The sequence below is a fragment of the Pseudomonas sp. GD04158 genome, from assembly GCF_029834875.1.
Taxonomy (GTDB): domain Bacteria; phylum Pseudomonadota; class Gammaproteobacteria; order Pseudomonadales; family Pseudomonadaceae; genus Aquipseudomonas; species Aquipseudomonas hydrolytica.
This window is the reverse complement of record NZ_JAODYT010000062.1, coordinates 1-23,704: the sequence shown is the minus strand read 5'-3', so window position 1 is coordinate 23,704 and position 23,704 is coordinate 1. Positions and strand designations below refer to the sequence as shown.

17 protein-coding genes are annotated in these 23,704 nt (G+C 66.7%); 10 read left to right on the top strand and 7 right to left on the bottom strand.

What is annotated here, in order from left to right:
• The 3 genes from pbpC to N7333_RS19115 form a co-directional block, all read right to left on the bottom strand.
• On the bottom strand, positions 1-1,942 hold a 1,942-nt coding region (pbpC, locus tag N7333_RS19125), incomplete at its 3' end, for a peptidoglycan glycosyltransferase PbpC (RefSeq protein WP_279859242.1).
• Positions 1,943-2,014: 72 nt separating this feature from the next.
• Positions 2,015-2,545, bottom strand: a complete 531-nt coding sequence (locus N7333_RS19120; protein ID WP_096827420.1) for a transposase — start codon at positions 2,543-2,545, stop codon at positions 2,015-2,017.
• An 84-nt stretch (positions 2,546-2,629) separates the two neighbouring features.
• A complete protein-coding gene (locus tag N7333_RS19115) occupies positions 2,630-7,528 on the bottom strand; it encodes an alpha-2-macroglobulin (RefSeq protein WP_129482829.1) in 4,899 nt (1,632 codons plus the stop codon).
• 172 nt (positions 7,529-7,700) lie between these two features.
• On the opposite strand from N7333_RS19115, the gene N7333_RS19110 reads away from it, so the two are divergent.
• Positions 7,701-9,050 (top strand): MATE family efflux transporter, encoded by a 1,350-nt coding sequence (locus tag N7333_RS19110; RefSeq protein ID WP_129482828.1) that lies wholly within the window; start codon positions 7,701-7,703, stop codon positions 9,048-9,050.
• 34 nt (positions 9,051-9,084) lie between these two features.
• Positions 9,085-9,540, top strand: a complete 456-nt coding sequence (locus N7333_RS19105) for a DUF2214 family protein (protein WP_129482827.1) — start codon at positions 9,085-9,087, stop codon at positions 9,538-9,540.
• A gap of 61 nt (positions 9,541-9,601) precedes the next feature.
• Here N7333_RS19105 and speA read toward each other — a convergent pair whose 3' ends face one another.
• The 4 genes from speA to N7333_RS19085 all read right to left on the bottom strand — a co-directional run bounded on the left by speA (position 9,602) and on the right by N7333_RS19085 (position 13,945).
• Complete coding sequence (gene speA / locus N7333_RS19100) at positions 9,602-11,515, bottom strand: arginine decarboxylase (protein ID WP_129482826.1); 1,914 nt, start codon at positions 11,513-11,515, stop codon at positions 9,602-9,604.
• Between the two features lie 122 nt (positions 11,516-11,637).
• Complete coding sequence (locus N7333_RS19095) at positions 11,638-12,009, bottom strand: translation initiation factor Sui1 (RefSeq protein WP_003242637.1); 372 nt, start codon at positions 12,007-12,009, stop codon at positions 11,638-11,640.
• Between the two features lie 341 nt (positions 12,010-12,350).
• A complete protein-coding gene (locus N7333_RS19090; RefSeq protein WP_129482825.1) occupies positions 12,351-12,887 on the bottom strand; it encodes an NUDIX hydrolase in 537 nt (178 codons plus the stop codon).
• Positions 12,887-13,945, bottom strand: coding sequence for a DUF2333 family protein (locus tag N7333_RS19085; protein WP_003242633.1), 1,059 nt, complete (start codon positions 13,943-13,945; stop codon positions 12,887-12,889). Before N7333_RS19085 ends, N7333_RS19090 begins: the two co-directional genes overlap by 1 nt.
• Positions 13,946-14,202: 257 nt before the next feature.
• Between N7333_RS19085 and N7333_RS19080 the strand changes: the two genes are divergently transcribed.
• The 8 genes from N7333_RS19080 to N7333_RS19045 form a co-directional block, all read left to right on the top strand.
• Positions 14,203-15,816 (top strand): PleD family two-component system response regulator, encoded by a 1,614-nt coding sequence (locus N7333_RS19080; RefSeq protein WP_003242632.1) that lies wholly within the window; start codon positions 14,203-14,205, stop codon positions 15,814-15,816.
• A 199-nt stretch (positions 15,817-16,015) separates the two neighbouring features.
• Positions 16,016-17,980: a methyl-accepting chemotaxis protein gene (locus tag N7333_RS19075; protein ID WP_129482824.1), complete on the top strand. Its 1,965-nt coding sequence runs from the start codon at positions 16,016-16,018 to the stop codon at positions 17,978-17,980.
• 157 nt (positions 17,981-18,137) lie between these two features.
• Complete coding sequence (locus tag N7333_RS19070; protein ID WP_129482823.1) at positions 18,138-19,925, top strand: protein-disulfide reductase DsbD; 1,788 nt, start codon at positions 18,138-18,140, stop codon at positions 19,923-19,925.
• Between the two features lie 143 nt (positions 19,926-20,068).
• On the top strand, positions 20,069-20,515 hold the full coding sequence (aroQ, locus tag N7333_RS19065; RefSeq protein WP_003242624.1) for a type II 3-dehydroquinate dehydratase: 447 nt from the start codon (positions 20,069-20,071) through the stop codon (positions 20,513-20,515).
• A 50-nt stretch (positions 20,516-20,565) separates the two neighbouring features.
• Entirely contained in the window at positions 20,566-21,030 is a 465-nt protein-coding gene (gene accB, locus N7333_RS19060) for an acetyl-CoA carboxylase biotin carboxyl carrier protein (protein WP_003242622.1), read from the top strand.
• A gap of 17 nt (positions 21,031-21,047) precedes the next feature.
• Positions 21,048-22,403: an acetyl-CoA carboxylase biotin carboxylase subunit gene (gene accC / locus N7333_RS19055; RefSeq protein ID WP_011920892.1), complete on the top strand. Its 1,356-nt coding sequence runs from the start codon at positions 21,048-21,050 to the stop codon at positions 22,401-22,403.
• Positions 22,404-22,544: 141 nt separating this feature from the next.
• Complete coding sequence (gene prmA / locus N7333_RS19050) at positions 22,545-23,423, top strand: 50S ribosomal protein L11 methyltransferase (RefSeq protein WP_011920891.1); 879 nt, start codon at positions 22,545-22,547, stop codon at positions 23,421-23,423.
• Between the two features lie 157 nt (positions 23,424-23,580).
• On the top strand, positions 23,581-23,704 hold a 124-nt coding region (locus N7333_RS19045; RefSeq protein ID WP_279859243.1), incomplete at its 3' end, for an MJ0042-type zinc finger domain-containing protein.

Genomic DNA, 23,704 nt, shown 5'->3' with positions numbered 1-23,704 from the left:
CGGCGCAGCCGGGACCGACGCGTCGGCCTTCGGCATTGACCCAGTAGCGCTCGCGCAGACCGCTGCCCACCGGCTGATCGGCTGCCTGCAAGGTAGGCGGCGTGGTGCCCTCGAGCGTCCAGGCGAAGCGCAGGCGTCGGCAGTTGGGGTCGTCCTTGCTCATCGGCTGGCCCAGCGGCCAGCAGATGGCGGCCACGCCGACCTCGGCCGGCTGCGGATCGGCCGGCGCAGCGATGCCGCGCTGACTGTCGCGATTGACCAGCAGATCATGCACCTGCAACAGCAGCGGCGCGGCGGAAGCCAGACCGAACTGGCCGGGCACCGGGGTGCCGTCCGGGCGGCCGATCCAGATGCCGATCAGATGGCGCGGGCCGACGCCGATGGCCCAGGCATCGCGAAAGCCGTAACTGGTGCCGGTCTTCCAGGCCAGGGTCGGGCGCTGCGCCAGCTGTGCGCGCGGGTCACGATCCGGGCGCGCCTGGCCGCTGAGAATGCGCCGGATGATCCAGGCCGAACCGGGGGACAGCAAACGGCGCTCGCGCAGTTCATCTTCTGGCTGCAGGCGTGGACGGGCCGCCATGCCACCACGCGCGAAGGCGCTGTAACCGGCCAGCAACGATTCCAGACGCGCGCCGCCGCCGCCGAGAATCAGCGCCAGGTTGGGCTCGGCCAGCGCCGGCAGACGGATCGGCAGCCCCGCGCTGCGCAGCTCGCCGGCAAAACGCTTCGGTCCGTAGGCTTCGAGCAGCTGCACGGCCGGCAGGTTCAGCGAGGTGGCCAGCGCCTCGCTGGCCGACACCGGGCCGACGAAGCCGGCGGCGAAGTTGCCGGGACGGTAGTCGCCGTAATGCCGCGGCACGTCCTGCAGCAGCGATTCGGAGTGGATCAGCCCGGCATCCAGGGCCATGCCGTAGAGGAAGGGCTTGAGCGTCGAGCCGGGCGAGCGCAGGGCGCGCACCATGTCGACGTGACCGAAGCGCGACGTGTCAGCGATATCCACCGAGCCCAGGTAGGCGCGCACGGCCATGCTTTCGTGCTCCACCACCAGGATCGCCGCCGAGGTACGCTCCGGCAGGCGCGCGCGCCAGCCCAGCAGCAGATCCTCCAGACGCAGCTGCAAACCCGCATCCAGCGTGGTGCGAATCACCGGCGGGCTGCCGGCGCGATTCAACCGCCGCGCCAGCAGGGGTGCCAGGCTCGGCTCACGGCGCGGCGCGAGGAACACCGGCTCTTCCAGCGCTTCGTCGACCTGCGCCTGCGGCCATACCTGATATTCGCCCAGGCGCCGCAGCACCTTGTCGCGCGCCGCCTGGGCTCGCTCGGGATGACGGTCCGGGCGCAGCCGGCTGGGCGCCTGCGGCAGCACGGCGAGCAGCGCGGCGTCGGCGCGAGTCAGTTGGCTCGGCGGCTTGCCCAGATAGCTCCAGCTGGCGGCGGCCACGCCCTCCAGGGTGCCGCCGAAGGGCGCGCGATTCAGATACAGGGTGAGGATTTCGTCCTTGGACAGGTGCCATTCCAGCTGCGCGGTGCGCCACAGTTGCTTGAGCTTGCCGGGCAGGTCACGGCCATGCGGATCGAGCAGACGCGCCACCTGCATCGACAGCGTGCTGCCGCCTGACACCACGCGCCCGCCGGTAAGGTTCTGCCAGGCCGCACGCCCGAGCGCCAGCGGGTTGATGCCGGGGTGCTGGCGGAACCAGCGATCCTCGTAGGTCAGCAATGCTTCGAGGTAATAGGGCGAGACCTCGCCCGGCGTCACCGGGTAGCGCCACACGCCGTCGCGGTCGGCGAAACGCCACAGCGGCGTGCCGTCTTCGGCCAGCACCACGCGCGCCAGGTCGTCTTCGGGCAGGGGCAGCGGGAACAGGCGGTCGGCCAGCCAGAGCAGGGCGAGGGGAAGCAGGAGGATCAGCAGCCAACGCCGCCAGCGTTTGAATGGCATGGTCAGCACAAGCTCCCGGATTGCATCCGGGCTACAGATCCCGCGTAGCCCGGATGCAATCCGGGGAATACCTCATTCACCAGCATCTTCGATCTCGACACCTGTTCCGCCGGCCCAGTCGATGGGTAGCAAGCCTTGACGCACATAATGATGAAAGCTGGAAAATGGCCAATCCCGTACGCGAGCGACCAGACCATGCTTGAGCGGATTGATATGGATGTAGTCCACATGATGTCGGTAATCCTGCTCGTCACGAATCAGATGCTCCCAAAAACGTCGCTGCCAGATGTTGGCCTCACCTTTGGCGTTGGTGCGCACTTCGCTGCCAACCCGCTGGCGTAGTGCTCCCACGAAAGAGGCCTTGAGCATACGTATTCGCGCAGAGAAATCGGCGTCATCAGGTGGTAGCACCATCAGCATATGAACGTGATCTGGCAGCACCACCAACGCAGGTACACGAAAAGGCAGTCGTGCCTGCGTATCCTGCATACATCGACGTAAAACCGCCGCGTTTTTGAACAGCAGATCACTACGTCTGTCTTGCAGAGCCAGCGTCAAGAAATAACAGCCGCCGGCTACCTTGGCTCTTCGGTATTTCACCATTCGGCACCTCCTTGTGCTCGAAAATCCCCGGATTGCATCCGGGCTACGCAACTCCTGTAGCCCGGATGCAATCCGGGACAGCTTTTAGCGCCCCCTGACGACCAGACTCTCCGGCGCAGTGCCCAACGCCTGCCAGCTCGGCCGGTACATGGACTCCACCTGAGGTGGCGGCACCCGATAGCTGCCCGGTGTCACCGCACGGGCCAGGTAGAGCAGATGGGTGGTGCCGTAGCCTTCCACGTCCACTGCTGCCACGTAGCGATCACCGCGATATTCCTGGTGCTTGATCCGCGCATTCTGCATCGACTGGCGCCATTCCTTGACGTTGCTGCCGGCGTCGTCGAGGCTCGCCGCGCTCTGTGCCAGGTTCTGGTTTTCCAGCTCCAGACCGGCCGGCAGCAGGTCCACCACCAGCGCATCCGGTACCCGCTGCTTGGCCCGCACGGCCAGGTGCACCAGCACCAGCTCACCGCTGTCGAGACGCTGCAGATCGAGCGGACGGCCGTCCATGCCCAGGTACTCGCGCTCGATGCTGAGGTTCTCGCCCCCGGCGCGCGGCGCCTGGCTCGGATAACCGGACAGGGTCAGCTGCTGATACAGCTTGGCGCTGCCGGCGTTGCTGACGCTCAGCGGCTCGGCCAGTTCGCCACGCTCGAGCTTGATGCCGGGCTGCTGGTTGCTCAGCTCGAACTGGAAGGTGCCGCTGGCAAGCTTGGCGCTCCAGGCCTGCTCCGGCTTGCCGAGAATGCCGCGACCGGCGAGGAACAGCGCGTTGCGCTCCTGGGTCGACAGCCAGCGCTGGCCGGCCAGTTCGTCGGCCAGGTCGAACAGCCGCTGCTCGCGCTGGCCGGCCACCAGGTCGTGCTCTTCCAGCAGGGCGAGGATCAGCGCCTGATCACGCAGCGGGCTACCGTAGTCGGCCATCCAGCGCTCGCCATCGCGTTGCTGGATCAGCCCCTGGTTCAACGCCTGCTCGGCACGCGGCGCATCGCCCATCAGCTTCAGCGCCGCGGCCAGTTGCACCAGCGGCAGGCCGGAGCGCGCCTCGCTGCGCCGGTCGAACAGGCTGCGCAGCGTGCCCAGCGGCGCCTGCTGGCTACGCGCCAGAACGTAGCCGGCATAGGCCTGCACGGCGAAGCGGGTGTGGGCGTAGTCCTGGCTGTAGCTGGCCTCGATCAGGCTGCTCTGCTGCAGGTAGCGCAGCAGGCGATCACTGGCCTTCTTCAGCGCCTCGGCCGGTACGCCAAAGCCCTGCTCGCGGGCGCGCAGGAGGAAGTCGGTGACATAGGCGGTGAGCCAGTATTCCTCTTCGCTCTCGGCGCTCCACAGGCCGAAGCCGCCATTGTGGCGCTGCATGCCGAGCAGACGCTCGATGCCCAGCTCGATGCTCTTGCGCCGTTGCTCGTCCGGCTCGCCTTCCAGGCCAAGGCGTTTGAGGCTGGCGGCGTCGGCGTAGAGCGACGGGTACAGGCCGCTGGTGGTCTGTTCCAGGCAGCCGTAGGGGTAGGCCTTGAGCGCACGGATCTGCTCGCCGAGGTTCAGCGGCGGGCGGCTCGACAGGGCCAGCACGGCCTCCAGCCCGGCAGGCTCGAACTGGTTGAGGGTGCCGGCCGGCAGGCTCCAGGGCTCGCCCTCCCCCAGTACCGCGCGGAAGTGCTGCAACTGCGCCGGATACGCCGGGCGAATACCCAGTGTCCACTCACGGCTGAAGTCGCCCAGCGTCTCGTTCGGCAGCGCCAGGCCCTGCACCTCGACATGGATACGGCCCTGGCCCAGGCCGCCCTCGGCGCGCACCGGAATGCGCAAGGTGGTGCGCTGGCCATCCTTCAGACTGATCGGCGATTCACCCTTGCCGAGCAGACGCAGCTGGCCTTCAACGCCCAGCTGCACATCGAGCTTCTGCTCGCTGCCGGACAGGTTGGTCAGGTCCAGCGCCAGGGTGGTTTCATCACCACCGGCGAGGAAGCGCGGCATCGACAGTTCGGCGATCAACGGCGCGGCGACCACCGTCTTGGCCTCGGCCATGCCGAAGCGTTCGTCGCTCCAGGCCTGGGCCATCAGCCGCAGCTCGCCGTTGAAGTCGGGAATGTCCAGGCTGACTTCGCCCTCACCCTTGTCGTTCAACTGCAGCGCATCGCTCTGCAGGGCGACGATCAGCACGCTGGTATCCGGGCGCTTGCCACCGGCGGCAAGGCCGGCGTCACCGCCGAAGGCCAGGCTGGCAACACGCCCCTGCGCTTCGATCAGCTGACCGTAGATATCCAGCTGGTCGGCGCCATAGGCCTTGCGCCCGAAGAAGTTGGCGAAGGGATCGGGGGTGGCGTAGCTGGTGATGTTGAGGATGCCCACGTCCACCGCGGCGACCAGCACATGCACCTTGTCGGGGATGCTGCCGTCGGCGTTGCGCACACTGACCTTGACCTTCAGCGGCTGCTTCGGACGCATTTTTTCCGGCGCTTCCAGGCTCAGCGCCAGCTTGCGCGGGGCGCGCTCCAGTGGCAGGTGCAGCAGGCCAACGGCCCGCTTCGGGGTGACCTGGGCCTTGCGCTCGCCAGGGCGAATCACCAGAGCACTGAGGTAGAGGTCGTGACGCGCCCATTTCTCATCGATGGGCAGCTCGAAGGTCTTGCCGCCTGCCGGCACGCTGATTTCCTGCCACCACAGCGGCCCCTCGCTGGACTCGAGCAGCAGGTAGCCGTTGCCCGCAGCGGGCGGAGTCACGGTGATCTGGGCCACGTCGCCAGCGGCGTAGGCCGGCTTGTCCAGGGCCAGCTTGACCTGGTCCGGGCGCACCGCGCCGCCATCGGCGTTGTCCTGCCAGCGGTAGCCGGCCCAGAAGCGCAGGCTGCTGACCAGGCCGGTCTGGTTGTCCACCACCTCGACCCGGTACGGGCCCCACTCCACCGGGAAGCTGACCTTGGCGGTGCCGCCGGCGGCGACCTTGAGCGGCTCGTCGCTCAAGGTGAGGAATTTCTCGTTGTAGTTGTGGCGCCAGCCTTCACCGTCGGAGAAGCTCCAGAAATAGTCGCGACGCTCACGCACCAGGCGCACGTTGAGGTTGTCGGCCGCCAGTTTGTTGCCGGCGGCGTCGGCCACCAGTATTTCGAATTCGGCCAGGCTGTCGGCATCGACCTCCTCGCCCTCGAACAGCCCGCGCACGCCCGGCAGGCGCTCGGCCGGCCATACCGGCTGGACGATGCGGCGGGTGATCGGGCGTCCGCCGGACTCCTGCAGGCTGGCCTGGAGGATCAAACGCAGCGGCGACTTGGCGTCACCCCAGCGGTTTTCCGGGCGCAACACGGCACGACCCTGGTCGTCGAGATTGACCTCGTCGAGTTCCTGATCCTGGCTCAGATCGGCCTCGGTGATATCGCCGAACTGGTAACCCGGCAGGCTCGCCACCGCTTCGCGCAATGGGCGTACGTAGAGTTGCCCGGTCAGGCGATTACCGGCGGCCGGTGCACCGTAGAGGTAACGTCCGGTCACCGCGAACTCGGCGCTGTCACCCGGCGCGTAGGGCTGCTCCTGGCCCTTGAGTTCGAGGGCCAGGCGCTCGGGCAGGAAGTCCTCGACAAGAAATTCGTAGAGCTGCGGGCTGCCATCGCCCAGGTCGAGCAACAGCTGCCAGCGGCCGGTCGGCGCCTCTTCGGCGAGTGGCAACTGGTACTGATAGAGGCCGTTATCACCGGCATTCCAGACGAACTTGCGGCTGATCTGCTCGTCCGGGCGGCGCACCTCGACGCTGACCGGCTGAGCCTTGACCGGGCGGCCATCGGCATCGCGCAGCAGGCCGTTGAGCAGCACGGTCTCGCCGGGGCGATACAGATCGCGCGGGCCGAACACGAAGAACTGCAGCGCGTGCGCCTTGGGACCGGCGATATCGAACTCGGCCAGGTCCAGCGCCGGGCTGTTCAGGCGCAGCAGGCTGGTCTGCTCGTCCTGCTTGGCCAGCAGCACCTGGGCCTTGGCCGGCAGCGGCAGTTGCGCATGGCCGGCCGAATCGGTCTTGCCTTCGGCGAGCAGCGCGCCATCGCCATCGAGCAGTTCCAACTGCACGCCGGACTGCGCCTTGCCGCCCTCCAGCGCCTGGGTGAACACGTCGAGACGGTCACGGTAACGATGCGCGGACAGGCCGATATCGCTCAGGGAAAACAGCGTCGCCGGCTGCGAGTAGCTGTAGCTGCCAGCCTCGCGCATCACCGCCAGATAAACACCAGGCTGCTTGAACGGCTCCAGCCCGGCGATGGGCAAGAGCAGGGTTTCACGGGTGTTGCGCGCAGGGTTGAGGTCGAAGCGGCCGCCATAGACCAGATCGGCCATCGGCAACAGCTCGCGCGCCTCCCAGGTATCCAGGTTGCTGGCGCGGCCCCAGCGCGACAGGAAGCGCGGCAGCGCCTCGGGCTTGATACGGAAGAACTCGACGTTGACCTTGTCGACGTTCAGCGCGATCACCGGCAGGCCTTCGGCCAGGCGCGTCGGCAGCAGCGAACCGCGGCTGGCGAAGCCGACGCTGGCCTGCAGGTCGCGGGTTTCCAGGCGGCTGACGTGCTCTTTGGCGAGTTTGCCGCCATTGATCGACTGCAGACCGGCATCGATGGTCAGCACCAGTTTGCGCTGCGGCTCCAGGTGACGCAGGCGCAACTCGCTGAGGTTGTCGGTCAGTTCCCAGGCGCCGTCGACCTTGCCGCTCTTGCTGTCGACCAGGTGCAGGCGTTCGGCGAACGGTTGGTCGGGGTCCAGCGGCATGGAGAAGGTCACCGACAGCGCGCTGGCGCCATCGAGCTGCACTTCGGAGACGTCCACCACCTCCAGCTCGCGGCCGGCATGACGCTTGGCCAAGGCTTCGCGATCGATCGTCGGCTTCGGCGCCTGCGCTTGTTGCGCAGCGGGGGTGGCTGGGGTGACCGTGGCAGGCGGTTCAGAGGAATCACAGGCGCTGAGCAGGGTCAGCACCAAGGCCAGAAGCAGTCCTTTGTTCGGCATTGCGGGCTCCGGAATCAGGGGGCGCAGAGGCCGACAACTATAGCCGAGCGCCCTTGCGCGAACGAGCTGCGCAGAAAAAATCGCCAAGCCACGCACAGTCCCGAAACCCTTGCCTGCGGCGTGCGCGGCTCGTCAGCCCGAGCCTATAATCGGCGTTTTGTCGGAGCCGCCCATGTTCGCCCTGCTCGACGCCTGGCGCCACGCCCCCACCCAACGCAAGGTCTGGGCGTTGGCCGCACCGATGATCCTGTCCAACCTCTCGGTGCCCATGGTGGCACTGGTCGATACGGCCGTGGTCGGTCACCTGCCGCACGCCCATCAACTGGCGGCGGTGGCGGTGGGCGGCAGCCTCTATACCCTGCTGACCTGGGCCATGGGCTTTCTGCGCATGGGCAGCACGGGCTTCGCCGCCCAGGCGGCGGGCCGCGGCGATGGCGGTGCGCTGCGTCAGGTGCTGGTGCAGGGTCTGAGCCTGGGCGTGCTGCTGGCCCTGCTGCTGAGCCTGCTGGCCTTGCCGCTGAGCAATGCCGCGCTGCATCTGATGCAGCCCTCCGCCGAGCTGGATACGCTGGCGCGGCAGTACTTCCAGATCCGTCTGTTCGGCCTGCCCGCCAGCCTGGCCAGCTACGCCCTGGTCGGCTGGCTGCTGGGCACGCAGAGCGCCCGTGGCCCGCTGGCCATTCTGCTCACTGCCAACCTGCTCAACGTCGCGCTGGACCTGCTGTTCGTGCTCGGTCTCGAATGGGGCGTGGCCGGCGCGGCCTGGGCCTCGGTAATCGCCGAATGGAGCGGCGCCCTGCTCGGCCTGTGGCTGGCCCGTGGCGCGCTCGCAGGCTTTCCCGGCCGTCTCGATAGCCGCGCGCTGCGGCACTGGAGCAGCTGGCGCCCACTGCTGGCGGTCAACCGCGACATCTTTATCCGCACCCTGGCCCTGCAGCTGGTGTTCTTTCTCGTCACCGTGCAGGGCACGCGCCTGGGCGACGCCACGGTGGCGGCCAATGCCCTGCTGCTCAACGGCCTGACCCTCACCGCCTACGCCCTCGACGGCCTGGCGCATGCCGTGGAGGCCCTGTGCGGTCACGCCCTGGGCGCCCGCGACCGCGACGCACTGCGCCGTTCACTGCTGGTGGCCGGCGCCTGGTCGCTGCTGGCCAGCGCCGGCTTCGCCCTGTTCTTCCTGCTCGGCGGACACTGGTTCGTCTGGATGCTGACGGACATCGCCGAAGTGCGCGAACTGGCCCTGAGCTACCTGCCGTACCTGGCCCTGCTGCCGCTGCTGACGGTGTGGAGCTACCTGCTCGACGGCCTGTTTATCGGCGCCACTCGAGCCAGAGAAATGCGCGACGCGATGCTCATCGCCCTGGCCCTGAGCCTGCCGCTGGGCTGGTGGCTGCAAGGCCTGGGCAATCACGGGCTGTGGTTGGCATTTCTGGCCTTCATGGGACTGCGCAGCCTGGTGCTGGCTGGCTATGCTTGGCAGCTGTCGCGGCGCGACCTGTGGTTCGCCCGAGCCGACCGCTGATCCGCCCTCCGCCCGTCTGCCGCAAGGAGCTCCCATGGCCGCCGCCTTCGTCGCCTATCTGCACTTTCTGTCGATCTTCGCCCTGTTCGCCCTGCTCAGCGTCGAGCACGTGCTGTTCAAGACGCCGCTGGATCTGCGCCGTGCGCGCAGCCTGATGCTCACCGACCTGGCCTACGGCATCTGCGCCGTTCTGGTGCTGGCCACCGGGGTGGCCCGGGTGCTGTGGTTTGGCAAGGGCGTCGCCTATTACATGGGCAACGGCCTGTTCCACGCCAAGGTGGGGCTGTTCGTCCTGGTCGGCTTGCTGTCGATCCTGCCCACCGTGGTGTTCATCAAATGGCGCGGCGCGGTGAAGGCCGGCCAGGTGCCCGAGCCGAGCCCCCGGCAGGTGACCCTGGTGACCTGGAGCATCCGCCTCGAACTGCTGCTGTTGCTGGCCATCCCGCTGCTGGCCGCGCTGATGGCGCGCGGCTACGGGATGATCGGCTGAACCCTCGGCTCGATGCGCACGGCGCACCCTGCTGCAGGGTGTGCCGCACGCACCATAGTGCTCAGGAAGCCAGGTAGGAAGAGCGGGTCAGACCCAGGCGCAGGGCATCGAGGAACTGCGTACGCTCGCGGGCGCTGATGCGGGCGCTGGCCACCTTGTCGCGGTAGTGGGTCATCAGCTCCTCGGGCGACAGGTGCACGTAGCGCAGCATGTCCTCGATGGTGTCGTGGGTCTCGATGCCGGCATGCACCACGCTGCCGTCGGCCGCCTGGTAGATGTTCACCGAGTCGGTATCGCCGAACAGGTTGTGCATGTCGCCGAGAATTTCCTGGTAGGCGCCGACCAGGAAGATGCCCAGCACATAGTCCTCACCCTCGCGGATCTCGTGCACCGGCAGGCTGGTCTCGATGGACTGCTCGTCGACGTACTGGCGGATCTTGCCGTCGGAGTCGCACGTCAGGTCCTGCAGCACCGCGCGGCGCAGCGGCTCCTCGTCCAGGCGCGACAGCGGCAGGATCGGCAGGATCTGGCCGATGGCCCAGGTGTCCGGCAGGCTCTGGAACACCGAGAAGTTGCAGATGTACTTGTCGGCGAGCTTGTCGTTGAGTTCGTCGAGCACCGCACGGTGCGAGCGCTGACGGGCCTTGAGCTGGTTGTGCAGGCGACGGCAGATGGCGAAGTAGCACTGCTCGGCCAGGGCCTTCTGCGCCAGGCTGAGCTTGCCGGCCGAGTACTGCGCGGCCACTTCCTCGATGTAGTGGGTGGCGCGCCAGTAGGTCTCGGCGACCATCTCCGGGTCGCTGTCTTCCAGTAGTTCGATCAGCACCTGCAGCACTTCCGGCTGTTCGGCGCTGGGATCGATCTCCGGCACCTTGTCGTTGTGCCGCTCGACGTCGGTGACCTGCACCAGCAGCACGGCGTGGTGCGCGGTCATCGCCCGGCCGCTCTCGGAGAAGATGTGCGGATGGGGGATTTCCTGGCGGTCGCAGAATTCCTTGAGCATGTCGACCACGGCATCGGCGTAGTCCTGCATGTCGTAGTTGATCGAGCTGGCGTTGCGCGAGTGGGTGCCGTCGTAGTCCACGCCCAGACCGCCGCCGACGTCGATGTGATCGACCGGCAGGCCCATGGCGCGCAGTTCGCCGTAATAGCGGATGGCTTCGCGGAAGCCCTTGCGATAGTCGGCGATGTTGGCGATCTGCGAGCCCATATGGAAGTGCAGCAGGCGGATGCCCTGGTCCAGCCCGGCGGCCTTGAAACGCTCGACCACCTGCAGAATCTGCGCGGCGGACAGGCCGAACTTGGACTTCTCGCCGCCCGTGTCGGCCCACTTGGAAGATGCCAGCGAAGACAGGCGCACGCGCAGACCGATCTGCGGCGCGACCTTGAGCTCGGCCGCCTCCTCGATCACCAGGCGCACCTCGGATTCCTTCTCGATGACGATGAACACGTTGTGGCCGAGCTTCTGCCCCATCAGCGCCAGGCGGATGAACTCGCGGTCCTTGTAGCCGTTGCAGACGATGGTGCCGCCCTTCGGCGCCAGCGCCAGCACGGCCAGCAGCTCGGGCTTGGAGCCGGCCTCGAGGCCGATGGAAACATTCTGCGTGGCGATGATGTTCTCGATCACCGCCTCCTGCTGGTTGACCTTGATCGGGTACAGCGCGGTGTAGCGGCTCTGGTAATCCAGGCGCGCGATGCTGGCGTCGAAGGCCCCGGTCAGACGGCGCACGCGATCCTGCAGGATGTCCGGAAAGCGCACCAGCAGGGGCAGCGACAGGCCGCTCTGGCGCAGTTCGTCGACCTGATCGTAGAGGTCGATGGGCGGGCTGTCCGGGCCGTTGGGACGCACCTCGATACGACCGGCGTCATTGATCGAAAAATAGCCGGCGCCCCAATGGCGAATGCCGTAGACACTACGGCTGTCGGCTACGGTCCACTGGCTGCCGTCGTCTTTGCGGGTGCGTCGTGCGGACATCGGGTTCTCCCATGAGAGTGAGTCTGGCCTCGTAGACGGCCAGCCTGGAAATTAAGGGTGCAAGATGACGTTTGCTCGGCGGTTGACCGCATGAGCACCATCGAAGTTTAGGAAATGGAGCTTCAGCCGCCGGACTTCTTCGCGGTAAAACCGCGCTTGCTCAGTTCGGCCAACAGCAGTTCGACATGATCGCCCTGAATCTCGATCACCCCGTCCTTGAGCGCGCCGCCGGTACCGCAACGCTTCTTCAGCGCACTGGCCAGCTCCTTGAGCGGTTCCTCGGCCAGCGGCACGCCGCTGACCGTGGTCACCGTCTTGCCGCCACGGCCCTTGGTTTCACGGCGTACGCGGGCGATACCATCGCCTTCGGGAATGCGCGTCTGTTTGCAGATGCAGGCATCCACCGGCTGGTTGCAGTCCGGGCAATGGCGACCGCCATCGGTGGAGTAGACGAGACCGCTCAGGGCGGAAAATGACGAAGCTTTCTTGACCACCGGCTTGTCCTCGTAGGGGTCAGGATAGCGACTGGCCGACGGGCGTCGACCGCGAAGCCCCACTCAGGCAGGGGCAGCGCAAGCGGACAGACGTCCGCCGAAAAGGTCGCGCAGTGTAACGGCAAAGGCGGCGCTTGCTAAGTATGAATTTGCGTCATTGTGCGGCACTTTGGCGACGCCGTTCGCCATCGTGCATGCGGCGCTCGGAATCCGCGACGCCGTAGGGTGCGCCGTGCGCACCAAGGCCCTGCATCCGAGGCAAGGCGGTGCGCACAGGAGCTAACACAACCACCCTCTCCCGCATGCGGGAGAGGGCCATCAGCCGTCCGCAAGCGGCCTGTTTATGGCCTTTTTATGTAGCGCTCCAACGCCGCCAGCGAATCCGGGCAATACGGCAGGTAGCGGGTTTCTTCCAGCGCCTGCTCGACGCTGATAAAGCGCGCTTCCAGCACTTCCTCCGGCTGCAGCACCAGGGGCGCGTCGGATACCGCCGAGTAGGCCATGCACCACAGCCGGCTTTCCGGTGCGTCATAGAGAAAGTGCGCGTGCTCGGTCAGCTCGGCATCGACGATACCCAGTTCCTCGGCCAGCTCGCGCTGGGCCGACAGCAGGTAGTCCTCGCCCTCGAGCACCATGCCGCCGGCCGCCACGTCCCAGTAACCGGGATACAGCGCCTTGCTCAGGGTGCGCCGATGCACGCAGAGCAGGCCGGCGGAGTTGAACAGCAGGATGTAGGTACCGCGGCCGATCAGGCCGCGCTCGCGCAGTTCGGCCCGCGACACGCCACCGAGCGGTCGGTCGTGCTCGTCGACCCAGGCCACCCGCTCGCTGTCGGAGGCAGCGCGATGCGCGGCCTCGGCGGCCGAGATCGCGTCCATCAACCCTGGCTCAGCAGCTGACGCAGATCGATGATCGCGGCGTTGGCGCGCGAGATGTAGTTGGCCATCACCAGCGAGTGGTTGGCGAGAATGCCGTAGCCGCTGCCGTTGAGCACCATCGGGCTCCACAGGGTGGCCTGCGCCGCCTCCAGCTCACGAATGATCTGGCGTACGCTGACGGTGGCGTTCTTCTTCGCCAGGACGTCGGCGAAATCCACCTCGACGGCACGCAGCAGATGGGCGAGCGCCCAGGCCTGACCGCGCGCCTCGTAGAACACGTTGTCGATCTGCAGCCAGGGCGTTTCGTACACCCCGCCCTCGACTTCCTTGAGACCGGAATCCGGCGGCAGCACCTCGGTGTTCAGGCGCACCTGGCCGACGCTGGCGGACAGCCGCTGCGACAGCGACCCCAGACGGGTGCCGGCATCGCCCAGCCAGTTGTTGAGGTTATCGGCGCGGGTATAGAACTGCGCGTTCTGCTTGCTGGTGTCGGCCAGGCGGCTCAGGTAGCGGTCCAGCGCCTTGATGCCCTCACGGTACTCGGATTCCGAGGCCGGCAGTGCCCAGCTCTTGTTGTCGAAGTGGAAGCGCGGCTCGGCCTTGGCCAGATCCGGGTCCTCGGTGGACTGCGACTGCGAGCGGGCGAAATCCTTGCGCAGCGCGCGGGAGAAGTCGCGCACCTGCACCAGTACGCCGTATTCCCAGCTCGGCATGTTGTCCAGCCACAGGCCGGGCGGCGCCAGGTCGTTGGACAGGTAACCGCCGGGCTTGTCCAGCAGGGTGCTGGCCACCTCCTTGAGGGTTTCCACCGTGGTGTAACCGCTGACCAGTTGGCGCTGCGCCTGCTGCGCCGCGGCCTGGGCATGCTGCTGCACCGCGAAGGCCGCCGGCTCCTGACTCCAGTACCAGCCGACCACCAGCGCCACCAGCAGATACACCCCCAGCAGGCCGCCGAGCGCGCGGCCGATCAGGCTGGCGCCGCCGCGCTCGCGCCCCAGGTTCGCGGTATTGTCGGTACCGTCGGGCGAGCTCGCCGCGCGATTCTTCCAGTCCAGCATGACAGTGTCCTTTTCAAGCGAATTCGAATATTCGACCGCGTCCCGCAGCACGGGTTGCGACCTGCTCCGCACTATAAGGCAAGCCTGCCGCAAAACGCAGGGCGTGGGCGCAAACTTACCGCCGGTAGAGAAAAACCACCTTTCTGTCGCTTATTCGACAGAAATACCGCCGTCAATTGATCGACGGCACTGTCAGCTCCGCCAGCAAGTGATAGCATCAAGCCACCACTGACTCCCTGTCATATAGAAGTCGGCCAATGACCGAGCACCTAGATCCCAGTCGCGACCGCCTCAAGCATCACTTCGCCCAGCGCGTGATCCATCAGGCACGCCAGGTGCTGGAAGTCTGGCAGCGCCTGCAGCGCAGCGAATGGAACGAAGCCGGCATGGCCGAGCTGAGCGAGGCCAATCTGCGCCTGCTGCGCTACGCCGAGCGTTTCGAGCAGATCGAGCATGCGCAGCTGGCGCAAAGCATCGGCGCCAGCCTCGACGAGGTGCTGGAAAACCGCGGTCGCCTCAACAGTACCCTGATCGCCCGTCTCAATCAGGCCATGCAGCGCCTCTCGCGTACCGGCCTGCGGCATAGCGATGCCTTCGAACAGACCTTCCTGCCGCCGCTGCGCAAGCCGGTGTATCTCGCCCTGCAGGATGCCCAGCGCGCCGAGCGTCTGGCCCAGCAGCTGGAGTTCTTCGGTCTGGCGGCACAGGCGCTGAACGACGAGCGCGCCTTCCGCGCCGCCATTACCGAACGTCACCCGGCGGCCATCGTCATGGACGTCGACTTCGCCGGCGCCGGCCTCGAGCTGGCTGGCTCGGTGCAAGAGGGTCTGGAGCAGAAGATTCCGCTGCTGTTCTTCAGCCACTGCGACACCGACACCCCGACCCGCCTGGCCGCGGTGCGCGCCGGCGGCCAGGAGTTCTTCACCGGCTCGCTGGACGCCTCGAGCCTGCTCGAACGCATCGAGGTGCTGACCCACGTCTCGCAGTACGACCCGTACAAGGTGCTGATCGTCGACGATTCCAAGGCCCAGGCGACCCACACCGAGCGCGTGCTCAACAGCGCCGGCATCCTCACCCACACCCTGACCGAGCCGATCCAGGCGATGGACGCGCTGGCGGAATTCCAGCCCGATCTGATCATCCTCGACATGTACATGCCCGAGTGCAACGGCACCGAACTGGCCAAGGTGATCCGCCATAACGACCGTTACGTCAGCGTGCCGATCATCTACCTGTCGGCCGAGGACGACCTGGACAAGCAGCTCGACGCCATGAGCGAGGGCGGCGACGATTTCCTCACCAAGCCGATCAAGCCGCGTCATCTGATCGCCACCGTGCGCAACCGCGCCGCCCGTGCGCGCAACCTCAAGGCGCGCATGGTGCGCGACAGCCTGACCGGTCTGTACAACCACACCCACACCCTCCAGCTGCTCGAGGACGCCTGCTTCCGCGCGCGCCGCGACGAGCAGCCGCTGGCCTTCGCCATGCTCGATATCGACCATTTCAAGAAGGTCAACGACACCTATGGCCACCCCATGGGCGACCGGGTGATCAAGAGCCTGGCCCTGTTCCTCAAGCAGCGCCTGCGCAAGACCGACCATATCGGCCGTTACGGTGGCGAGGAATTCGCCGTGGTGCTGCCCGATACCGACGAACAGTCGGCGCTCAGGGTGCTGGAAGAGATTCGCCAGCGCTTCGCCGAGATCCACTACCCGGCGCAGCCGCAGGATTTGTCCTGCACCTTCAGTTGCGGCATCGCCATGCTGCAACCGGGGCTCGATGGCAATGCGCTGTCCAAGCGCGCCGACGAGGCGCTGTACACGGCCAAGCATGGCGGCCGTAACCGGGTGGAGCTGTACCGAAGCAGCTAGCAGGACCTCACCGGCAGATCCGCCGCCCGGGCCGCCGGAGTTGCGCGCCCCCATCCGGACCGCCCCAGCGCAAAGCGTGACGGCTGCTGGCGACTCGGCGCCGTGACAGGCAAAACGTGACCCAGCGCACAGCGTCATCAGCCTGTAACCAAACCGCAATAAGCTCGCGCGCATCGTTAAGCCGTCGATCGAGCCTGCCATGCGCCTCAAGCTGCTCACCAACCTCAATACCCTGCTGCTGGTCACCGTCTGCGTCGCCCTGGCGGCGACCCTGTGGTGGTCGCAACGTGCGCTGCAGCAGCCGGTGCAGTTGATGGAGCGTTACCTGACGCTGTCGCAGCAGTTCCAGCGCGAGGTGGCCGACAACATCCAGGCCTACCTGGCCAGCGGCAATGCCGTGCAGCACAGCACGGCGACCCAGGCCATCGACACCTTCGAAACCTCCCTCGAACAACTGCCGCGGCAACTGGCCGACGAGCTGCGGCCCAGCCTGGAGCAGCTGCGCGACTTCAGCGCCAACCAGTTGCTGGCCGCCGGCAAGCTGGCCGGCGACCCGCAGGGCCTGCTGCTGCAGGCCGAACGCGAGATGCTCGCCGCGCTGGAACAGCTGAGCCAGTACGTCGACAGTGCCAGCAGCCCGAGCGCGGCCAGCTATCGCAAGCCGTTGCAGGAAGCCGGCTCGCGCCTGCTGAAGCTGGCGCACGCCCGCGAGCGTTTCATCAGCCAGGGGCGCAGCGAGCTGCTCGGCGATGTCGAGCGCGAGCTCAACGCCCTCGGTCAGCAGGTGCAGGCCATCGACGGTCTGCCGCTGCTCGGCGTGCAGCAGGCCGACAGTTCCGCCAGCGTCGGTTTCGCTGCGCTGCTCGGGCTGGACGATGCTCAACAGCAACAGCAGGCCGAAGATCGCGGCGTCGAGCTCAAGCGCGAGCTGGCCAACCTGGTACGCCGCTACCCGAGCGAACTGCAACGCACCCGCGAACTGGTCGAACAACGCCAGCAACTGGCCCTGGCCACCGCCCAGCGGGTGGACCAGCTGCAGCAGGCGCTGGCCGCGCTGGAGCCGGTGGTGAAGGCCGAATACGCCCGCATCCAGGGCGAAGTGCGGCTGATCCAGGGCCTGATGATCGGCCTGATCCTGCTTATCGCTCTGGTCATCGACCGTATCCAGCGGCGCCTGTCGCAGGTGCTAGGGCGTCTGGTGCCGGCGCTGTCGCAGTGGGCCAGCGGCGACTTCGGCACGGCGATCAGCATCGACTCGCGCACCCGCGAGCTGCGCGATATCGAGGACTCGCTCAATCACCTGCGCCGCTACCTGGTCGAGCTGGTCGCCAGCATTCGCGGCCATGCCGAACAGGTCGCCGGCTCCAGCCGCACCCTGGCCGAGCTGAGCGGCGGCCTGCATGCCGGCGCGCAGCGCCAGGCCGGTGACACGGCGCTGATTCGCGACGCACTGGGCGAGCTCGAAGCGACCATCAGCCAGGTGGCGCAGGATGCCAGCCAGACCGCCGATGCCAGCCGCGACGCCGGCCGCGCCCTGGAGCAGGGCCAACGCGTCATCGGCCAGAGTCTCGAGGGCCTGCATGCGCTGGTCGGCGAAGTGCAGGACAACGCCCAGGCCATCGAGCGCCTGGCCGACGAGACCGCCACCATCGGCAGCGTGCTGACGGTGATTCGCGGCATCGCCGAACAGACCAACCTGCTCGCCCTCAACGCCGCCATCGAGGCCGCGCGGGCCGGCGAGGCGGGCCGCGGCTTCGCCGTGGTGGCCGATGAAGTACGCTCGCTGTCGCAGCGCACCGGCAGCGCCACCGCAGAAATCCAGGAAGTGATCGGTCGCCTGCAACAGGCCGCCCACCAGTCGGTACAGGCCATGCGCGCGCAGGTCGAGCACGCCGAGGCGACCGCCGGCAAGGCCGAGGCGGCCGATGGCGCGCTCGACGAGATCGTCTCGGCCATCCGTACCATCGCCAGCATGGCCGAGCGCATCGCGGGCGCGGTTGCCCAGCAGAGCAACGCCGTGAGCGAGATTCGCGAGCATGGCGAACGCATCCATCAACTGGGCGACGACAACCTGCAGCGCATCGGCCAGGGCCGCGCCCAGGGCGAGAATCTGCTGCACCTGGGCGGCCAGCTGCACAGCGCCGTGCAGGCGTTTCGCGTGTAGCGCCCTGCGACACGACAGCGCAGGCCGGAACTCGACGAAAGCTGCCCTCTCCAAGGCTCCGCCCATCGCCGGCATTCGACGCTCCGGCGCGGCGATGACAATGCGGTTGGGCGCTTTCCGGTATCATGCCGCCACCTTTCGCCGAGATATTCGCCTGATGTCACTGCGTCGACTGTTGCTTCCCCTGCTTCTGCTCTGCCTGAGTCTGCCCGCCAGCGCCAATCTGTTCGATCAGCGCCCGGCCGCGTCGCCGCTTGGTGCGCCGCTGAACAACAGCAGCGATTTCCTGCCGGTGCGTGAAGCCTTCAAGCTGAGCTTGGTCGACAGCGACGCCCAGGCGGTGACCCTGCGCTTCGTCGCTGCCGAGGGCTATTACCTCTATCGCCACCGCTTCAATTTCAGCGTCGAGCCGGCCGATCTGGTCCTCGGCGAGGCCGAGCTGCCCGCCGGCCAGGCCAAGCACGACGAGTTCTTCGGCGATGTCGAGGTCTATTACGGTGTGCTGGATATCCGCCTGCCGCTGGACAACCCGGAGCAGCGCCCGCTGCGCCTGCAGGTCGGCTATCAGGGCTGCGCCGACAAGGGCCTGTGCTATCCGCCGGAGACCGAGTTCATCGAGATCGGCGAGATGCCCGCCACCGCCGACACCGGCCGCCTGACGCCCCTGGGCGCAACGGCAGCGGCCTGGAACTGGAAGGAGCTGGCCCTGTTCTTCCTCGGCGGCCTGGCGCTGACCTTCACGCCCTGCGTGCTGCCGATGCTGCCGATCCTCTCCGGAGTGGTACTGCGCGGCCAGTTCGGCGGCATGCGCGGGCTGACCCTGTCGCTGGCCTACGTACTGCCGATGGCCCTGTGCTTCGCCATTCTCGGCACCCTGATGGGACTGTTCGGCGCCGGCCTCAATCTGCAGGCGCGCCTGCAGTCGGCCTGGGTACTGGTGCCCTTCGCCGCCTTCTTCACCGTCTTCGCCCTGGCCATGTTCGGCCTCTTCGAGCTGCGCCTGCCGCGCGCCATCAGCGACCCGCTGGATCGCCTGGCAAGCAAGACCCATGGCGGCTCGCATCTGAATGCCGCCCTGCTCGGCGTGCTCTCCAGCCTGCTGGTCAGCCCCTGCGTATCGGCGCCCCTGGCCGGCGCCCTGCTCTATATCAGCGCCAGCGGCGATGCCCTTGGCGGCGGCCTCAGGCTGCTCGCCCTGGGCCTTGGCATGGGCACGCCGCTGGTGCTGTTCGCCGTCGGTGGCGGCGCGCTGCTGCCCAAGACCGGCACCTGGATGGTCAGCGTGCGCAATGCCTTCGGCGTGCTGCTGCTGGCCGTCTCGGTGTGGCTGCTGGAGCGCGTGCTGCCAGGCAGCCTCAGCCTGGCACTATGGGGCCTGCTGGCCGGTGGTGTGGCGGTGTTCCTCGGTGCGCTGGAGTTCGGCCCCAAGACGCACCGGCAGAAGCTTGGCCAGATCGCCGGACTGGCGCTGCTGGTCTATGCCCTGGCCGCCTGGGTCGGCGCGCTGCAGGGCGCGAGCGATCCGCTCCGGCCGCTCGGCCAGTTGCAGGCCGGCAGCGGCGCGGTGAGTGCCAAGAGCGGTGCCTGGCAAACCCTGAGCAGCCCGGCCGAGCTGGACGCAGCCCTGGCCGAGGCGAAGAACGCAGGCCAGCCCCTGCTGCTGGACTGGTATGCCGACTGGTGCATCAGTTGCAAGGTCATCGAGCGCGAAGTGTTCGGCAATGCCGAGGTGGGCAGCAAACTGGCCGGCTGGCGCCTGATCCGCTTCGACATCACCGACAGCAACCCCGCCCAGCGCGCCCTGCTCGATCGCTACCGCCTGTTCGGCCCTCCCGCCATTCAGCTGTTTGCCGGCAATGGTGACGAATTGCTCGATCTGCGTGTCGTAGGTGAGGTCGATGCCGCCACCTTCGCCGCGCGTCTGGATCAGGCCAGCACGCGCTAGGCACCCTGCTTAGCCTGGCAACGACCAGATCTGCCGCTATAGTCATATTTCTGCCGCAAACGCCGGGCATCGTGTCGGCTATTGCCGACATCGAAGCAGCTACGGCATAGTCCGGCGCAGCTCGAACAACAAGGAACGCGATCATGGCCACCCTTCTGGTGCTGCACGGCCCCAACCTCAACCTGCTGGGCACCCGCGAGCCCGACAAGTACGGCGCCACCACCCTCGCCGAAATCAATCAGGATCTGGAGCGCCGCGCCCGCGAGGGCGGCCACCATCTGCTGCATCTGCAGAGCAACGCCGAGTACGAGCTGATCGAGCGCATTCATGCGGCGAAAAGCGAAGGTGTCGACTTTATCCTGATCAATCCTGCCGCTTTTACCCATACCAGCGTCGCATTACGTGACGCATTGCTGGCGGTGAGCATCCCATTCATCGAAGTGCACCTGTCCAACGTGCACAAGCGTGAACCTTTCCGCCATCACTCCTACTTTTCCGACGTTGCCGTAGGGGTGATTTGCGGCCTTGGCGCCAGCGGTTATCGGCTGGCCCTGGAAGCGGCACTCGAACAACTGACCGGGCGCGCCTGACGCGCAGCCTGGTAGACAAGTCCTACCTCACCTCTGGGAGTTGACCATTCATGGATATCCGTAAAGTCAAGAAACTGATCGAGCTGCTGGAAGAATCCGGTATCGACGAGCTGGAGATCAAAGAGGGCGAAGAGTCCGTACGCATCAGCCGTCACAGCAAGACCCCGGCTCAGCAGGTCTATGCCGCCGCCCCGATGCCGGCGCCTGTCGCCGCTCCGGTGGCTGCTCCTGCCGCAGCTCCGGCGGCCGAAGCCGCTCCGGCCGCCGCGCCGAAGCTGAACGGCACCGTGGCCCGTTCGCCGATGGTCGGCACCTTCTACCGCGCCGCTTCGCCGACCTCTGCCAACTTCGTCGAAGTCGGCCAGAGCGTGAAGAAGGGCGACATCCTGTGCATCGTCGAAGCGATGAAGATGATGAACCACATCGAAGCCGAAGCCAGCGGTGTGATCGAGTCCATCCTGGTGGAAAACGGCCAGCCGGTTGAGTACGACCAACCCCTGTTCACCATCGTTTGATGCGCGGGGAGCCTGCAATGCAGAAGCTGGAAAAAGTCCTTATCGCCAACCGTGGCGAAATCGCCCTGCGCATCCTGCGCGCCTGCAAGGAACTGGGCATCAAGACGGTGGCCGTGCACTCCACCGCCGACCGCGAACTGATGCACCTGGGCCTGGCCGACGAGTCCGTCTGCATTGGTCCGGCGCCCGGGGCGAAGTCCTACCTGAACATCCCGGCCATCATCAGCGCCGCTGAAGTGACCGGCGCCACCGCCATCCACCCGGGTTACGGCTTCCTCGCCGAGAACGCCGACTTCGCCGAGCAGGTGGAGAACTCCGGCTTCGCCTTCATCGGCCCGAAAGCCGACGTGATCCGCCTGATGGGTGACAAGGTGTCGGCCAAGGACGCCATGATCAAGTCCGGCGTGCCGGTGGTACCGGGCTCCGACGGCCCGCTGCCGGAAGACGAGGAAGAGGCCCTGCGCATCGCCCGTGAAGTGGGCTACCCGGTGATCATCAAAGCTGCTGGCGGCGGCGGTGGTCGCGGCATGCGCGTGGTGCACAAGGAAGAAGACCTGATCAAGTCGGCCAAGCTGACCCGCACCGAAGCCGGTGCCGCGTTCGGCAACCCGATGGTCTATCTGGAGAAATTCCTCGGCAACCCGCGTCACGTGGAAGTCCAGGTGCTGTCCGACGGACAGGGCAACGCCATCCACCTATATGACCGCGACTGCTCGCTGCAGCGTCGCCACCAGAAGGTGATCGAGGAGGCTCCGGCCCCGCTGATCGACGAGAAGGCCCGCGCCGAAGTGCTCAAGCGCTGCGTCGATGCCTGCGTCGAGATCGGCTACCGTGGCGCCGGCACCTTCGAGTTCCTCTATGAAGACGGCCGTTTCTACTTCATCGAGATGAACACCCGCGTCCAGGTGGAGCACCCGGTCACCGAGATGGTCACCGGCATCGACATCGTCAAGGAGATGCTCAGCATCGCCGCCGGCAACAAGCTGTCGATCAAGCAGGAAGACGTGAAGATCCTCGGCCACTCCATCGAGTGCCGGATCAACGCTGAAGACCCGGACAACTTCATGCCCAGCCCCGGCAAGGTCAAGCACTTCCATGCTCCGGGCGGCAATGGCGTACGCGTCGACTCGCACCTGTACAGCGGCTACAGCGTGCCGCCGCACTACGACTCGCTGATCGGCAAGCTGATCACCTTCGGCAAGGATCGCGACGAGGCCATGGCGCGCATGCGCAATGCCCTGGACGAGATCGTGGTCGACGGCATCAAGACCAACGTGCCGCTGCACCGCGACCTGACCCGTGACAAGGGTTTCGTCAAAGGCGGCGTGAACATCCACTACCTGGAAAAGAAACTGGGTATGGACAAGCACTGAGGCTTAGGCCTGCTGTACCGACAAGGGCTGCCATCTGGCGGCCCTTGTCGTTTCCGGCCGGCGGCCGAACTGGCAGCCCGGCCATCCGTTCAAGTAAGCTGCGCGGCCAAACGCCCCGCCGCATCGCTCATGAGGTTGCCCATGCCCTGGTTACAAGTCCGTCTCGCCATCACGCCCGAGCAGGCGGAGACCTTCGAGGACGCCCTGCTCGAGGTCGGCGCCGTATCGGTGACCTTCATGGACGCCGAAGACCAGCCGATCTTCGAGCCGGACCTGGGCACCACCCCGCTGTGGTCGCACACCCACCTGCTGGCCCTGTTCGAGGCCGATACCGACGAGACCGCACTGATCGCCCACCTGCAGCTGCTGTGTGGCGGCACGCTGCCGGAACATCATGTCGAGCGCATCGAGGATCAGGACTGGGAGCGCAGCTGGATGGACAACTTCCAGCCGATGCGTTTCGGCCAGCGCCTGTGGATAGTGCCGAGCTGGCACGCCGCGCCCGAGCCGGATGCGGTCAACCTGCTGCTCGATCCGGGCCTGGCCTTCGGCACCGGCACCCACCCGACCACCGCACTGTGCCTGGAATGGCTCGACGGCCAGAATCTGGACGGCTGCCGGGTACTCGACTTCGGCTGTGGCTCGGGCATCCTCGCCATTGCCGCCCTGCTACTCGGCGCGCCGCAGGCGGTGGGCACCGATATCGATCCGCAGGCGCTGGAAGCCTCGCGCGACAATGCCAATCGCAACGGCATCGACCCGGCACGCTTCCCGGTGTACCTGCCGGCCGATCTGCCGCAGCAGCCGGCCGAGGTGGTGGTAGCCAATATCCTGGCCGGCCCGCTGGTTTCCCTGGCACCGCAGATCACCGCGCTGGTCCAAGAAGGTGGACGCCTGGCGCTGTCGGGCATCCTCGCCGAACAGGCCGAGGAAGTTCGCGCCGCCTACGCCGGCGCCTTCGACCTCGACCCAACGGCAATCAAGGATGGCTGGGTACGCATCAGCGGGGTGAAGCGCTAGAGCGTCCTGCACGGCGAATGCGTTCGCGATCGGGCCGACTCGATCATGAAACAAACGGAACGCCGTTCGTTCGCAGCCGCACCCCTGGCTGCAGCTTGCGGCTTGAAGCCTGCAGCTACTGCTTTAGACTAGCCGCCTCGAACTCCCGGATCTGCGCATGAGCGAAAGCCACGTCACCCAGTGCCCCCATTGCCGCACCAGCTTCCGCGTCAGCCAGGCGCAGCTGGCTGCTGCCCATGGCGCCGTGCGCTGCGGGGCCTGTCTGCATGTGTTCAATGCCG

Coding starts and splice junctions, on each gene's coding strand:
- N7333_RS19120 (WP_096827420.1), bottom strand. CDS start 2,545: ATGGTGAAATACCGAAGAGCCAAGGTAGCCGGCGGCTGTTATTTCTTG.
- N7333_RS19115 (WP_129482829.1), bottom strand. CDS start 7,528: ATGCCGAACAAAGGACTGCTTCTGGCCTTGGTGCTGACCCTGCTCAGC.
- N7333_RS19110 (WP_129482828.1), top strand. CDS start 7,701: ATGTTCGCCCTGCTCGACGCCTGGCGCCACGCCCCCACCCAACGCAAG.
- N7333_RS19105 (WP_129482827.1), top strand. CDS start 9,085: ATGGCCGCCGCCTTCGTCGCCTATCTGCACTTTCTGTCGATCTTCGCC.
- speA (WP_129482826.1), bottom strand. CDS start 11,515: ATGTCCGCACGACGCACCCGCAAAGACGACGGCAGCCAGTGGACCGTA.
- N7333_RS19090 (WP_129482825.1), bottom strand. CDS start 12,887: ATGGACGCGATCTCGGCCGCCGAGGCCGCGCATCGCGCTGCCTCCGAC.
- N7333_RS19085 (WP_003242633.1), bottom strand. CDS start 13,945: ATGCTGGACTGGAAGAATCGCGCGGCGAGCTCGCCCGACGGTACCGAC.
- N7333_RS19080 (WP_003242632.1), top strand. CDS start 14,203: ATGACCGAGCACCTAGATCCCAGTCGCGACCGCCTCAAGCATCACTTC.
- N7333_RS19075 (WP_129482824.1), top strand. CDS start 16,016: ATGCGCCTCAAGCTGCTCACCAACCTCAATACCCTGCTGCTGGTCACC.
- N7333_RS19070 (WP_129482823.1), top strand. CDS start 18,138: ATGTCACTGCGTCGACTGTTGCTTCCCCTGCTTCTGCTCTGCCTGAGT.
- aroQ (WP_003242624.1), top strand. CDS start 20,069: ATGGCCACCCTTCTGGTGCTGCACGGCCCCAACCTCAACCTGCTGGGC.
- accB (WP_003242622.1), top strand. CDS start 20,566: ATGGATATCCGTAAAGTCAAGAAACTGATCGAGCTGCTGGAAGAATCC.
- accC (WP_011920892.1), top strand. CDS start 21,048: ATGCAGAAGCTGGAAAAAGTCCTTATCGCCAACCGTGGCGAAATCGCC.
- prmA (WP_011920891.1), top strand. CDS start 22,545: ATGCCCTGGTTACAAGTCCGTCTCGCCATCACGCCCGAGCAGGCGGAG.